Here is a 13,886-nt window from a genome sequence, read left to right as displayed (position 1 = left end):
GTACCTGCAGCAAAAAAACCCGCTTCGGCGGGTTTTTTCATGGGCCGTATCCCGCCCCACAAGAAAGTTGCTGCTACGGTTTGGAGGCAATCGCCTTTTCCACGGCCGCAATCAGGTCTGGGTCATCGGGCTTGGTGATGCTGGAAAAACTGGCAATGACGTTGCCCTGGCGGTCCACCACGTATTTATAGAAATTCCACTTCGGTGCACTGCTCTGCTCGGCCAGCACCTTGAACAGGTGGGTGGCGTTCGAACCACGCACGGCAGCCGGCTGGGTCATGGTGAAGGTCACGCCATAGTTGGCGTAGCACACCTTGGCGGTTTCCGCCGTGTCCTGGGCTTCCTGCTTGAAGTCGTTGGACGGCACGCCAATCATTTCCAGGCCTTGGCCTTTGTAGCGCACGTACAAACCTTCGAGGCCGTTGAACTGCGGTGCAAAGCCACAGTAACTGGCCGTGTTGACCACTACCAGCGGCTTGCCGGCGAAGCGCTGGCACAGGTCAATGGAGTCTTTGCCGCGCAGCTTGGTCATCTGGCCTTGCAGCAATTGGGGGCAGTCAGCGGCCAACACCGTACCGCTGGCCGCAAGCAACAACAGGGGTACCGTCATCCAGCGCAGGTTCATGACCACAATCCTCGACTGATGGAATCACCAAGCTACCACACCCTCGCACCCGCCACAGGCGGAACGAACTTCCTGCACGCAGCACGCCTCTGAAGTTTAAGCCCCCAGCCAGAAGCCGCCACCCATGGACCTCGTCATCGCTCGCCCCGAAGGCTTGTATTGCCCGCCCGGGGATTTCTACATCGACCCCTGGCGGCCCGTGGAACGCTCGGTGATTACCCACGGCCATGGCGACCACGCACGCACCGGTAACCAGCATTACCTGGCCGCCAGCCCCGGGGCCGGCATACTGCGCGCAAGGCTGGGCGCCGACATCAACCTGCAAACCCTGGACTACGGTGAACGGCTGGTGCACCACGGCGTCACCCTCAGCTTCCACCCCGCCGGCCACGTGCTGGGTTCGGCCCAGGTGCGCCTGGAATATCAGGGTGAAGTCTGGGTCGCTTCCGGCGACTACAAGGTCGAGGCCGACGGCACCTGCGCGCCGTTCGAGCCGGTGCGTTGCCACACGTTCATTACCGAGTCGACCTTCGGCCTGCCCCTCTACCGCTGGCAACCGCAGCAGGAAATATTCAGTGAAATCGACGCCTGGTGGCGCGCCAACGCCCAGGCCGGCAAGGCCAGCGTGCTGTTCGCCTACGCTTTCGGCAAGGCCCAGCGCATCCTGCACGGCATCGACGCCAGCATCGGCCCGATCCTGGTGCATGGCGCGGTCGAACCGCTGAACCGGGTGTACCGCGAAGGCGGCGTGCGCATCCCCGAAACCCTCTACGCCGGCGACTTCAAAAAGACCGACCCGGCGTTGCGCCAGGCCCTGATTCTGGCGCCCCCTTCGGCCGGCGGCAGTACCTGGATGCGCCGCTTCGGCGACTACAGCGACGCCTTCGCCAGCGGCTGGATGCGCCTGCGCGGCACCCGCCGGCGGCGCGGTGTAGACCGTGGTTTTGTGCTGTCCGACCACGCCGACTGGCCGGGCCTGTTGTGGGCCATCGAACAGACCGGCGCCGAACGCGTGATGGTCACCCACGGCTCGGTGGCCGTGCTGGTGCGTTACCTGCGCGAGGCAGGCCTGGATGCCCAGGGCTTCACCACCGAATACGGGGATGACGACGAGCAGGCCAGCGCATGAGAGCCTTTGCCGAGCTTTACGCGCGCCTGGACGAAACCACCTCCACCAACGCCAAGCGCGATGCCCTGCTGGACTACTTCAGCCACGCCGACGCGGCCGACGCCGCATGGGCGGTGTATTTTCTGTCCGGCGGCCGCCCCCGGCAACTGGTGCCCAGCCGCGTATTGCGCGAGATAGCAGTGGGCACCAGTGGCCTGCCCGGCTGGCTGTTCGAGGAAAGCTACCAGGCGGTAGGCGACCTGGCCGAAACCTTTTCCCTGCTGCTGCCCGAGTCGGCGCACAGCAGCGACCAGGGCCTGGCCTGGTGGGTAGAGCAAGCACTGTTACCCCTGCGCGGCCAGCCACCCGAGCTCTTGGCCGAACGCCTGCCAGCGCTGTGGGCCCAACTGGACCGGCAAAGCCTGCTGGTGTGCGTGAAACTGATCACCGGCAGTTTCCGCGTGGGCGTCTCGAAGCTGCTGGTGACCCGCGCCCTGGCGCAGTTGGCGGACATCGACAGCAAGCGCGTGGCCCAACGCTTGGTAGGCTACACCGACCTGGCGCACCGACCCACGGCGGCCAGCTATCAGCAACTGATCGCCGCCGAATCGGACGACGAGCATGCCCAGCGCGGTGGCCAGCCCTACCCGTTTTTCCTCGCCCATTCCCTGCAACAGCCCGCAGATCAGTTCGACACCTTGCTAGGCCCGGTCAGTGACTGGCAGGTGGAATGGAAGTGGGACGGCATTCGCGCGCAACTGGTCAAGCGCGACGGCCGCCTGTGGATCTGGTCACGCGGGGAGGAACTGGTGTCCGAGCGCTTTCCCGAACTGCACGTGCTGCAAGCAACCTTGCCCGACGGCACCGTGATCGATGGTGAGATCGTGGTGTGGAACGATGATCGCGTACAACCATTCGCCCTACTGCAACAGCGCATTGGCCGCAAAACGCTGAGCCGCAAATTGCTCGATGAGATACCCGTGGCCGTGCTGGCCTATGACCTGCTGGAGTGGCAGGGCCATGACTGGCGCAACCGCAACCAGCACCAGCGCCGCGAGCAACTGGAGAACGTGGTGAGGGCCGTCGCCCATCCGGAGTTGCGCCTGTCCCCCGTATTGCACGGCAGCGACTGGCTCGACCTGCAACGCCAGCGCGAAGACTCCAGGCGCCTGGGGGTGGAAGGCATGATGCTCAAGGCCCGCGACGCGCTGTACGGAGTGGGCCGCACCAAGGACATGGGCGTGTGGTGGAAATGGAAAGTCGACCCGTTCAGTGTCGATGCCGTGCTGATCTATGCCCAGGCTGGCCATGGTCGACGCGCCAGCCTCTATACCGACTATACCTTTGCCGTGTGGGACGGGCCTGCCGACGCCAGCGAGCGCACGCTGGTGCCGTTCGCCAAGGCCTACTCAGGCCTCACCGACGAGGAAATGCGCCAGGTGGACGCCATCGTGCGCAAGACCACCGTGGAAAAGTTCGGGCCGGTGCGCAGCGTGCGCCCCACCCTGGTGTTCGAGCTGGGATTCGAGGGCATTGCCCTGTCAAAACGTCATAAAAGCGGCATTGCCGTACGTTTTCCGCGCATGTTGCGTTGGCGGCATGACAAGCCGGTGGAAGAAGCCGATAGTCTGGCTACGCTGCAAGACCTGCTGCGCTGATTGCGCGTTTTTGGTGCGCGTTTCGAGGCTCGCCCGATTTCGGGCACGCGGCCGTGCCAGAGCCTTTGAGGCCGCCCCATTTAAACGCTCGTTCGGGTACTGTGGTGCGAAAATTGCTATCAGAATGATGTCTGGCATCCGCCGGTAACGAATGTCGCGTACACCCGTACGCTCTTCTCAGGTTCTAAGGACTGCACAATGAAAAAAGCATTGCTGACCCTTTCTGCACTGGCCTTATGTTTGTCTGCTGGCGCCGCGATGGCCAAGGATTACAAGGTACTGCGCTTTGGCGTGGACCCTTCCTACGCACCTTTTGAATCCAAGGCCGCCGATGGCAGCCTGGTGGGCTTTGACATCGACCTGGGCAACGCCATCTGCAAAGAACTCAAAGTCGAGTGCAAATGGGTTGAGAACGACTTCGACGGCATGATCCCCGGCCTCAACGCCGGCAAGTTCGACGGCGTCATTTCGTCCATGACCGTGACCGACGCGCGTGCCAAAGTCATCGACTTCTCCGCCGAACTGTTTTCCGGCCCTACCGCACTGGTGTTCAAAAAAGGTGCAGGCTACAGCACCCCCGAATCGCTCAAAGGCAAGACCGTGGGCTATGAGCAAGGCACCATCCAGGAAGCCTACGCCAAGGCCGTCCTGGACAAGGCCGGCGTGACCACCAAGGCCTATGCCAACCAGGACCAGGTGTATGCCGACCTGACCTCCGGCCGCCTGGATGCCTCCATCCAGGACATGCTGCAGGCCGAGCTGGGCTTTTTGAAATCGCCGCAGGGCGCAGACTACGAAGTCAGCAAACCGGTTGACGATCCCCTGCTGCCGGCCAAGACCGCCGTGGGTATCAAAAAGGGTAACAAAGAGCTCAAGGCTCTGCTGGACAAAGGTATCGAAGCGTTACACAAGGATGGCACCTACGACACCATTCAGAAGAAACACTTCGGTGATCTGAACCTGTACAGCGGTAAGTAACATTTGGTAACGACGCCTTCCTCCCGCGCGGAGGAAGGCGTTTTTTCTACCTGCACAGGCCTGATCCATGTTCGACGACCTATTACAAAGCCTGGGGCTTTCGGCATTCAGCTTGAAGGGCTTTGGCCCGATCCTGCTGGAAGGCACCTGGATGACCATCAAGCTGGCAGTGCTGTCACTGCTGGTGAGCGTTTGCCTGGGCCTGCTGGGCGCCAGCTGCAAACTCTCCAGCCTCAAGATGCTGCGCGTGCCCGCCCAGCTCTACACCACCCTGATCCGCGGCGTACCCGACCTGGTGCTGATGCTGCTGATCTTCTACAGCCTGCAAACCTGGCTGACCAATCTCACAGATGCCATGGACTGGGACTACATCGAGATCGATCCATTCACCTCCGGTGTGATCACCCTCGGGTTCATCTATGGCGCCTATTTCACCGAAACCTTCCGCGGCGCCATCCTGGCCGTCCCGCGCGGTCAGGTGGAAGCGGCCACCGCCTACGGCCTCAAGCGCAGCCAGCGCTTTCGCTACGTGGTGTTCCCGCAAATGATGCGCTTTGCCCTGCCGGGCATTGGCAATAACTGGATGGTGATGCTCAAGGCCACCGCGCTGGTATCGATCATCGGCCTGGCCGACCTGGTCAAGGCCGCGCAGGACGCCGGCAAAAGCACCTACCAGCTGTTCTACTTCCTGGTGCTGGCCGCCATCATCTACCTGCTGATCACCAGCGCCTCCAACCTGGTGTTGCGCTGGGCCGAACGGCGTTACAGCGCAGGCAGCCGGGAGGCCGTGCGATGATTGAACTCTTGCAACAATACTGGCGCCCGTTCCTGTACTCCGACGGCCAGCACATCACCGGCCTGGCCATGACCCTGTGGCTGCTCAGCGCCTCCATTGCCATCGGCTTCGTGGTGTCCATCCCGCTGTCCATCGCCCGCGTGTCCACACACTTCTGGGTGCGCTGGCCGGTGCAGTTCTACACCTACCTGTTCCGCGGCACGCCGCTGTATATCCAGTTGCTGATCTGCTACACAGGCATCTACAGCATCGAGGCGGTGCGCAACCAGCCAGAGCTGAACGCGTTCTTCCGCGACGCCATGAACTGCACCATCCTGGCCTTTGCCCTGAACACCTGCGCCTACACCACCGAGATCTTCGCCGGCGCCATCCGCAGCATGAACCACGGCGAAGTGGAAGCCGCCAAGGCCTACGGGCTGACCGGTTGGAAGCTCTACACTTACGTGATCATGCCGTCGGCGCTGCGCCGCTCGCTGCCCTTCTACAGCAATGAAGTGATCCTGATGCTGCACTCCACCACCGTGGCCTTCACCGCCACCGTACCGGACATCCTCAAGGTGGCCCGCGACGCCAACTCGGCCACCTTCATGACCTTCCAGTCGTTTGGCATCGCCGCGCTGATCTACCTGACCATCACCTTCACGCTGGTGGGCCTGTTCCGCCTGGCGGAACGCCGTTGGCTGGCCTTTCTTGGCCCCGCGCACTAGGACGCAACCATGCATCATCGCACCCACGACCTGATCAGCCCGGTGCCCGGCACCGGGCGGCAGATCCACAGCTTCCACTTCGGCCCCACCGACGGCGCGGGCAAGATCTACATCCAGGCCTCGCTGCACGCCGACGAGTTGCCCGGCATGCTGGTGGCCTGGCACCTCAAGCAGCGCCTGGGCGAGCTGGAACAGGCCGGGCGCCTGAACAGTGAAATCGTGCTGGTGCCGGTGGCCAACCCCATTGGCCTGGAGCAGGTACTGATGGACGTGCCGCTGGGCCGCTACGAGCTGGAGAGCGGGCAGAACTTCAACCGCCTGTTCATCGACCTCAGTGACGAAGTGGGCACCGACGTCGAAGCCCAGTTGGGCGACGACCCACAGCACAACGCCCGCCTTATCCGCGCCAGCCTGCGCCGCGCCCTGGAGGCGCAAGTGCCGGCCACCCAACTGCAATCCCAGCGCCTGACCCTTCAGCGCCTGGCCTGCGACGCCGACATGGTGCTGGACCTGCACTGCGACTTCGAAGCCGTGGCCCACCTGTACACCACGCCCGAGGCCTGGCCGAAGGTTGAACCGCTGTCGCGCTACCTGGGTGCCCAGGCCAGCCTGTTGGCCACCGACTCGGGGGGCCAGTCGTTCGACGAATGCTTCACCCTGCTGTGGTGGGAGCTGCAACAACGCTTCAACCACCGCTTCGAGATTCCCCAAGGCAGCTTCTCGGTGACCCTGGAGCTGCGTGGCCAGGGCGATGTCGACCATCACACCGCCAGCGGCGACGCCCAGGCGATTCTCGATTACCTCACCGACTTCGGCGCCATTGCCGGCACGGCCGCGCCACTGCCCGAACTGCTTTACCCGGCCACCCCGCTGGCCGCCGTGGAGCCCGTGGTGAGTACGGCCGGCGGCCTGCTGGTGTTTCACGTGCTGCCGGGGGAAATGATGAGTGCAGGCCAACTGATTGCCGACGTCATCGACCCCATCACCGACCGCATCACGGCCGTGCGCTGCACCCAGCCTGGCCTGCTGTACGCCCGTTCTCTGCGGCGCATGGCCACCGCCGGCATGGTGGTGGCTCACGTCGCCGGCCGCGAGGCCTTTCGCAGCGGCTACCTTCTTTCGCCTTGAGACCTGATTGCATGTACAAACTGACCATCGATGGCCTGCATAAAAGCTACGGCGACAACGAAGTGCTCAAGGGCGTTTCGCTCAAGGCCAAGACCGGCGACGTCATCAGCCTGATCGGCGCCAGCGGCTCGGGCAAAAGCACATTCCTGCGCTGCATCAACTTTCTGGAAACTCCCAACGACGGCGCCATGAGCCTGGACGGCAAGCAGATCCGCATGGTGCAGGACAGCCACGGAATGCGCGTGGCCGACCCGGACGAACTGCAGCGCATCCGCACGCGCCTGGCCATGGTGTTCCAGCATTTCAACCTATGGAGCCACATGACCGTGCTTGAGAACATCACCATGGCCCCGCGCCGGGTGCTGGGCGTGAGCAAGCACGATGCCGAAGAGCGTGCGCGCCGCTACCTGGACAAGGTGGGCCTGCCGGCCCGCGTGGCCGACCAGTACCCGGCGTTCCTGTCCGGCGGCCAGCAGCAGCGCGTGGCCATTGCCCGTGCGTTGGCCATGGAACCTGAGGTGATGCTGTTCGACGAGCCCACTTCGGCGCTGGACCCCGAACTGGTGGGCGAAGTATTGAAAGTGATCCAGGGCCTGGCCGAGGAAGGCCGTACCATGATCATGGTCACCCACGAAATGAGCTTTGCTCGCCAGGTGTCGAGCCAGGTGATGTTCCTGCACAAGGGCCTGGTGGAAGAAGAAGGCGCGCCGGCCGATGTGCTGGGCAACCCCAAGAGCGAACGCCTGCGCCAGTTCCTCAGCGGTAACCTCAAGTAACTGCCGCAGGAGCGGACCGGTCCCGGGTAAACTAATCCGCTGGGTTCGCTGTCACTGGTTTAACCCCCACGGACAGCGCCCATGCCCGATCACGCCAAACACTGGTTCGCCGCCCGCCACTGGAAGCCGTTCGCGTTCCAGAAGCAGGTGTGGGCCGCTGTGAAGGCAGGGCAATCAGGTTTGCTGCACGCCAGCACCGGCGCCGGCAAGACCTACGCCCTGTGGTTCGCTGCCCTCAACCGGTTTGCCACACCCGGTAGCCGCACAGCAGCGCTGACGGTGCTGTGGATCACCCCCATGCGCGCCCTGGCCGCCGACACCCATCGCGCCCTGTTGGCACCGCTGGACGAGCTGCAACTGCCATGGACCGTGGGCCTGCGCACCGGCGACACCGGCAGCGCCGAACGCGCCCGCCAAGGCCGGCGGCTGCCCACCACGCTGATCACCACCCCGGAAAGCCTGACGCTGCTGTTGGCGCGCGCCAATGCCCAGGCCGAGTTCGCCAGCCTGGCCATGGTGGTGGTGGACGAATGGCACGAACTGATCGGCAACAAGCGCGGCGTGCAATTGCAACTGGCGCTGGCCCGCCTGCGCCAATGGCAGCCGGCGTTGATCACTTGGGGCATTTCGGCAACGCTGGGCAATCAACGTCACGCCCAGGACGTACTGCTGGGTTTGGACCAGGGCGTCACCGTGCATGGCGCCGAGGCCAAGCGTATCGAGGTGGACACCTTGCTGCCCGCCGCCATTGACCGCTTTCCCTGGGGCGGGCACATGGGCCTGCGCATGCTCGGCCAGGTGGTGGGCGAAATCGACGCCAGCAGCAGTTGCCTGGTGTTCACCAATACCCGCTCCCAGGCGGAAATATGGTTCCAATCCATTCTCGATGCCCGCCCCGACTGGGCCGGCATCATTGCCCTGCACCACAGCTCACTCGCCCGGGAGACCCGCGACTGGGTGGAGCAAGCCCTCAAGAACGGCCAGCTGAAGGCGGTAATCTGTACCTCCAGCCTGGACCTTGGCGTGGATTTTCTGCCCGTGGAGCGTGTGTTGCAGATCGGCTCGGCCAAAGGCGTGGCGCGGCTGATGCAACGCGCCGGCCGCTCGGGGCATGCACCGGGGCGGTCTTCGCGGGTCACCCTGGTACCCACCCACAGCCTGGAACTGGTGGAGGCCGCCGCCGCCGAACACGCCGTGGCCCAACGGCAGATCGAACCGCGCGAATCACCCCACAAGCCCCTGGATGTGCTGGTGCAGCACCTGGTAAGCATGGCCCTGGGCGGCGGCTTCACGCCTGACGCCCTGTTGCACGAGGTACGCAGCGCCTGGGCCTACCGTGAACTGAGCGATGATGAATGGCAGTGGGCACTGGCCTTCGTGCGCCATGGCGGTCATTCCCTGACTGCCTACCCCGACTACCGCCGCGTGGAACCCGATGACCTGGGCATATGGCGCGTGCCGGACGCGCGCCTGGCCCGCCGCCATCGCATGAGCATCGGTACCATCGTCAGCGACGCCAGCCTGCAGCTCAAATTCTGGAGCAAGGGCGGTGGCGGCCGTTCGCTGGGCAGCGTCGAGGAAGGCTTTATCGCCCGCCTGCGGCCCGGCGACGGCTTTCTCTTTGCCGGGCGCCAGCTGGAACTGGTACGGGTGGAAAACATGACCGCCTACGTCAAGCGCAGCACGGCGAAAAAAGCCGCCGTGCCACGCTGGAATGGCGGGCGCATGCCGTTGTCCAGCGAACTCGCCGCGGCCCTGGTGCAGCAGTTGGGGCTGGCTGCACGCGGCGAGTACCAAAGCGCCCCCATGCGTGCCGTGCGCCCGTTACTGCAAGTGCAGCAGCACTGGTCGGCGCTGCCCACGCCGCAGACGCTGCTGGCCGAAACCCTGAAGTCGCGCGAAGGCTGGCACCTGTTCCTCTACCCCTTCGCCGGTCGCCAGGTGCATCTGGGCCTGGCCAGCCTGCTGGCGTCACGCATGAGCCAGCGCCAGCCGCTAACCTTCTCCATTGCCGTCAACGACTACGGCTTCGAACTGTTGAGCGCCACGGCCGTGGACTGGCCCCAGTGGCTGAACGGCGCCTTGCTGAGCCCTGAGCAACTGCTGGCGGACGTGCTGGCCAGCCTTAACGCCGGTGAACTGGCCCTGCGACGCTTTCGTGAAATCGCGCGCATCTCGGGGTTGGTGTTTGGCGGCTACCCCGGCGCGCAGAAAAGCACACGCCAGGTGCAGGCTTCCAGCGGGTTGTTTTTCGAAGTGTTCAAGCAGTACGACGCCGGCAACTTGCTGCTGACCCAGGCCCAGGAAGAAGTGCTGCGCCAGGAGCTGGATGTGCAGCGCCTGGAGCAGACGCTGTTGCGCATGCAGCGCCAACGCCTGGACCTGCACGCCCTCAAACGCGCAACGCCCTTGGCCTTCCCACTGATGGTGGAGCGCTTCCGCGAAAGCCTGAGCAGCGAAAAACTCGCCGACCGCATCGCGCGCATGGTCAGCGACCTGGAAACGGCGGCGGGACCATGAGTGGGCACCACGCGGTCAGCTTTCATGGCGCCACTTTGTGGCTGCTGCCCGAGAAAGCCATCTATTGGCCTGAACAGCGCGCCCTGTTAATTGCCGATGCACACTTCGGCAAGGCCGCCGCCTACCGACGCCTGGGCCAACCGGTGCCGCACGGCACCACGGCCAGCAACCTGGCGGTACTGGACCGCCTGCTCTGCAGCCACGACTGCCAGCAGCTGATTTTCCTCGGAGACTTCCTGCATGCGCCGGGGTCCCAGGGCGCCAGCACCCTGGGGGCCTTGCAGCAATGGCGCGAGCGCCATTCACAGCTGGCCGTGACCCTGATTCGAGGCAACCATGACCGTCGCGCCGGCGACCCACCTGCCGCATTGGCCTTCCAAATGGTAACCGAACCGTTGCTGCTGGGGCCCTTCGCCCTGCAGCACGAACCCGACGCGCACCCCCACCTGCCGGTGCTGGCCGGCCATGTGCATCCGGTGTATCGGTTACATGGCAAGGGCCGCCAGCGCTTGCGCCTGCCGTGTTTCAAGTTGGGTGGGGCTGTCAGCCTGCTGCCGGCGTTTGGCGCCTTCACGGGCGGTCATGGGGTATACCCTGGCCGTGACGACGCCATTTTCGTGATCGGCGACGGCCAGGTGTGGCCAGTGGGCAATCAGGCGACGGGGGCAGGTGGCGGTTCATCGGGGATGGTCGGTTCCCCGGGCTCCGACGGTTGTGGATAGTTCGGGGTGTCGGGGTCCGGTTGGCCCGGAACGCCCCCGGCCTGCTGGGCCATGGGGTTGGCCAGCAAGGTCCAGGCGAGCACGCCAATCTGGTTGGGTTCAAGCCTGGCCAGTTCGGCGCTGATGGTCGGGTCGATTTTCATGGGCACTCCCTGGGCAATGGCCCGTTTCACGTAACGCGAAACAGAACAGTTCACCTCGATAGAGTGCCTTTTGCCCGACTAATTCCTTGCGCCGGTCGGATTATGTACGCGGCAGGGTCACGCCACGCTGGCCCTGGTACTTGCCGCCACGGTCCTTATAGGACACTTCGCACTCTTCGTCCGATTCCAGGAACAGCATCTGCGCCACGCCTTCGTTGGCGTAGATCTTGGCCGGCAGCGTGGTGGTGTTGGAGAACTCCAAGGTCACGTGGCCTTCCCACTCCGGTTCCAGCGGGGTGACGTTGACGATGATGCCGCAACGCGCGTAGGTGCTCTTGCCCAGACAGATGGTCAGCACGTTGCGCGGAATGCGGAAGTATTCAACCGTGCGGGCCAAGGCGAAGGAGTTCGGCGGAATGATGCATACGTCGCTCTTGACGTCGACGAAGCTCTTCTCGTCGAAGTTTTTCGGGTCCACGGTAGCCGAGTTGATGTTGGTGAACACCTTGAATTCATCGGCGCAGCGCACGTCGTAGCCGTAGCTGGACACCCCGAAGGAGATCAGGCGGTCGGCGCCTTCGCCACGCATCTGGCGCTCGACGAAAGGTTCGATCATGCCGTGCTCTTGCGCCATGCGGCGAATCCACTTGTCCGATTTGATGCTCATGGCGGGGGTGTCCTGAATAGCGAGGTGGTGAAAATAATGCCCGCATCTTACCGGACCGCAGGCCATGGCTCAAAGCGCCGCCGACATTTACCCGGACCGCCTGGTCATTCGGTGCCCCACAGCCCCCGAAAACTGCGACTTTCCGTCACTTGCCCACACCGTCAGTCATGATTTGGGATATTCGTGTGTCAGGGCATTGGCAGGCCTCGGAAAAAGGGTTAAGGTGGCGTCACTGTGTTGCTTGTGTCACTGAGAATCTCTACCCGATGTTTTACATCTTCATGAATTTTCCTGCTCTTTGCACTCAGTCTCGGCCAAGGCATTTCTTGAGCCGCAGTTAACTTTGTCCAAGGAGATTTACCATGTCCAATCGCCAAACCGGTACCGTTAAGTGGTTCAACGATGAAAAAGGCTTCGGCTTCATCACTCCACAATCCGGTGACGACCTGTTCGTACACTTCAAAGCCATCCAGGCTGACGGTTTCAAAAGCCTGAAAGAAGGCCAGCAAGTTTCTTTCGTCGCTACCCGCGGCCAGAAAGGCATGCAAGCTGAAGAAGTTCAAGTTATCTAACTTGTACTGAACAGTTAAAAAGAACCCCGCTCTCGAGCGGGGTTTTTTTATGCCTGCTGCAACCAGAAATACGCCTATTTCGTGGAGCGGGCCCTGCCCGCGAAAAGCACACCGCCGATTATCAGATACACCGCGGCATTCTTTTCGCGGGCAGAGCCCGCTCCCACCTAAAGCGAGAGGCTACTGGTTCAATCTTCGCTAATGGTAATACTCGGCATCGCCGGCGCTGCCGCTTCCTGCAACACGATGCGCGCGCCCACGTGGCGGGCCAGGTCTTGATACACCATGGCGATCTGGCTTTCCGGCTCGGCGATAGCCGTGGGCTTGCCGCTGTCGGCCTGCTCGCGGATCAGCATCGACAACGGCAGCGACGCCAGCAACTCAACGCCGTACTGGCTGGCCAGCTTCTCACCGCCGCCCTCGCCGAACAGGTGCTCGGCGTGACCGCAGTTGGAGCAGATGTGCACGGCCATGTTCTCCACCACGCCCAGCACCGGGATGTTCACCTTGCGGAACATTTCCACGCCCTTCTTGGCGTCCAGCAGCGCCAGGTCCTGGGGCGTGGTGACAATCACAGAACCGGCCACCGGCACTTTCTGCGCCAGGGTCAGCTGGATGTCGCCGGTGCCCGGCGGCATGTCGATGACCAGGTAGTCCAGGTCATCCCAGGCGGTCTGGGTTATCAGTTGCATCAACGCTCCGGACACCATCGGCCCACGCCATACCATGGGCGTGTTGTCGTCGGTCAGGAACGCCATGGACATCACTTCCACGCCATGAGCCTTGAGCGGCACGAACCACTTCTGATCCTTCACCTGCGGCCGCGTGCCTTCGGGAATGCCGAACATCACGCCCTGGCTGGGGCCGTAGATGTCGGCGTCGAGCATGCCCACGCGGGCGCCTTCGCGTGCCAGGGCCAGGGCCAGGTTGGCCGCGGTGGTGGACTTGCCCACACCGCCCTTGCCCGACGCCACGGCAATGATGTTCTTGACGTTGGCCATGCCCGGCACCTGGGCCTGGGCCTTGTGGGCGGCGATGACGCAGTCGATGCGCACCGTGGCGCGCGTCACGCCTTCCAGGCCCTCGATGGCCAGTTGCAGCATCTGCGCAAAGCCATTCTTGAACAGGCCGGCGGCGTACCCCAGTTCCAGGACCACGCTAACCTGCTCGCCATCGATATCGATGGCCCGCACGCACCCGGCGCTGACCGGGTCCTGATTCAGGTAAGGGTCGGTGTACTGGCGAAGCACGGCTTCGACGGCGGCGCGATTGACGGCACCCATGGGTTCTCCCGTTATAAAGACTGAGCAAGACAGGTGGCTATCCTAGCGCGTCCACCAGACGAAATCTGTAATTGTGGGAGCTGGCTTGCCCGCGAGCTCCAAGGGTTCCCAAAATCTCGCTGGCAAGCCAGCTCCCACACTGCAAGGCGAAGAGGCGGGGTGAAAAAAATCCGCCAGGCCTTTATAGTGGCCGATCTTCGTTT

At 63.4% G+C, this 13,886-nt stretch carries 14 protein-coding genes; 10 read left to right on the top strand and 4 right to left on the bottom strand.

Translation table 11 applies throughout. From position 1 onward, the window contains the following. Positions 1–73: 73 nt before the first annotated feature. Positions 74–625, bottom strand: a complete 552-nt coding sequence (locus tag PMM47T1_RS03810; protein WP_008365949.1) for a glutathione peroxidase — start codon at positions 623–625, stop codon at positions 74–76. A gap of 124 nt (positions 626–749) precedes the next feature. Between PMM47T1_RS03810 and PMM47T1_RS03805 the strand changes: the two genes are divergently transcribed. The 9 genes from PMM47T1_RS03805 (at position 750) to pdeM (ending at position 11,018) form a co-directional block, all read left to right on the top strand. Beyond that, complete coding sequence (locus tag PMM47T1_RS03805; RefSeq protein ID WP_008365947.1) at positions 750–1,754, top strand: ligase-associated DNA damage response exonuclease; 1,005 nt, start codon at positions 750–752, stop codon at positions 1,752–1,754. Continuing rightward, positions 1,751–3,391: an ATP-dependent DNA ligase gene (locus tag PMM47T1_RS03800; RefSeq protein ID WP_008365945.1), complete on the top strand. Its 1,641-nt coding sequence runs from the start codon at positions 1,751–1,753 to the stop codon at positions 3,389–3,391. The genes PMM47T1_RS03805 and PMM47T1_RS03800 overlap by 4 nt, the downstream gene beginning before the upstream one ends. Before the next feature lie 198 nt (positions 3,392–3,589). Continuing rightward, positions 3,590–4,369 (top strand): transporter substrate-binding domain-containing protein, encoded by a 780-nt coding sequence (locus PMM47T1_RS03795; protein ID WP_008365943.1) that lies wholly within the window; start codon positions 3,590–3,592, stop codon positions 4,367–4,369. A 67-nt stretch (positions 4,370–4,436) separates the two neighbouring features. After that, complete coding sequence (locus tag PMM47T1_RS03790; protein WP_008365941.1) at positions 4,437–5,165, top strand: ABC transporter permease; 729 nt, start codon at positions 4,437–4,439, stop codon at positions 5,163–5,165. Beyond that, positions 5,162–5,872, top strand: a complete 711-nt coding sequence (locus PMM47T1_RS03785; protein ID WP_008365939.1) for an ABC transporter permease — start codon at positions 5,162–5,164, stop codon at positions 5,870–5,872. Before PMM47T1_RS03790 ends, PMM47T1_RS03785 begins: the two co-directional genes overlap by 4 nt. Positions 5,873–5,881: 9 nt before the next feature. Next, the gene (locus PMM47T1_RS03780; protein ID WP_008365937.1) at positions 5,882–7,000 is read left to right on the top strand and encodes a succinylglutamate desuccinylase/aspartoacylase family protein; all 1,119 of its coding nucleotides are present in this window, start codon (positions 5,882–5,884) and stop codon (positions 6,998–7,000) included. A gap of 11 nt (positions 7,001–7,011) precedes the next feature. Beyond that, positions 7,012–7,776, top strand: coding sequence for an ABC transporter ATP-binding protein (locus PMM47T1_RS03775; RefSeq protein ID WP_008365935.1), 765 nt, complete (start codon positions 7,012–7,014; stop codon positions 7,774–7,776). 81 nt (positions 7,777–7,857) lie between these two features. After that, positions 7,858–10,296 (top strand): ligase-associated DNA damage response DEXH box helicase, encoded by a 2,439-nt coding sequence (locus PMM47T1_RS03770; protein ID WP_008365933.1) that lies wholly within the window; start codon positions 7,858–7,860, stop codon positions 10,294–10,296. Then, a complete protein-coding gene (pdeM, locus tag PMM47T1_RS03765) occupies positions 10,293–11,018 on the top strand; it encodes a ligase-associated DNA damage response endonuclease PdeM (RefSeq protein ID WP_008365932.1) in 726 nt (241 codons plus the stop codon). The genes PMM47T1_RS03770 and pdeM overlap by 4 nt, the downstream gene beginning before the upstream one ends. Here pdeM and PMM47T1_RS28840 read toward each other — a convergent pair. Together PMM47T1_RS28840 and dcd are read right to left on the bottom strand one after the other, a co-directional pair. Continuing rightward, positions 10,949–11,161, bottom strand: coding sequence for a hypothetical protein (locus PMM47T1_RS28840; protein ID WP_008365930.1), 213 nt, complete (start codon positions 11,159–11,161; stop codon positions 10,949–10,951). The two genes, pdeM and PMM47T1_RS28840, sit on opposite strands and share 70 nt — an antisense overlap. A gap of 100 nt (positions 11,162–11,261) precedes the next feature. Next, on the bottom strand, positions 11,262–11,828 hold the full coding sequence (gene dcd, locus PMM47T1_RS03760; RefSeq protein WP_003184751.1) for a dCTP deaminase: 567 nt from the start codon (positions 11,826–11,828) through the stop codon (positions 11,262–11,264). Positions 11,829–12,190: 362 nt separating this feature from the next. Between dcd and PMM47T1_RS03755 the strand changes: the two genes are divergently transcribed. Then, entirely contained in the window at positions 12,191–12,400 is a 210-nt protein-coding gene (locus tag PMM47T1_RS03755; RefSeq protein ID WP_008365925.1) for a cold-shock protein, read from the top strand. Positions 12,401–12,588: 188 nt separating this feature from the next. Here PMM47T1_RS03755 and apbC read toward each other — a convergent pair whose 3' ends face one another. Continuing rightward, positions 12,589–13,683, bottom strand: coding sequence for an iron-sulfur cluster carrier protein ApbC (gene apbC / locus PMM47T1_RS03750; protein ID WP_008365923.1), 1,095 nt, complete (start codon positions 13,681–13,683; stop codon positions 12,589–12,591). Positions 13,684–13,886 lie beyond the last annotated feature (203 nt).

The organism is Pseudomonas sp. M47T1, assembly GCF_000263855.1.
GTDB lineage: Bacteria > Pseudomonadota > Gammaproteobacteria > Pseudomonadales > Pseudomonadaceae > Aquipseudomonas.
This window is presented reverse-complemented; position numbering and strand designations above follow the sequence as displayed.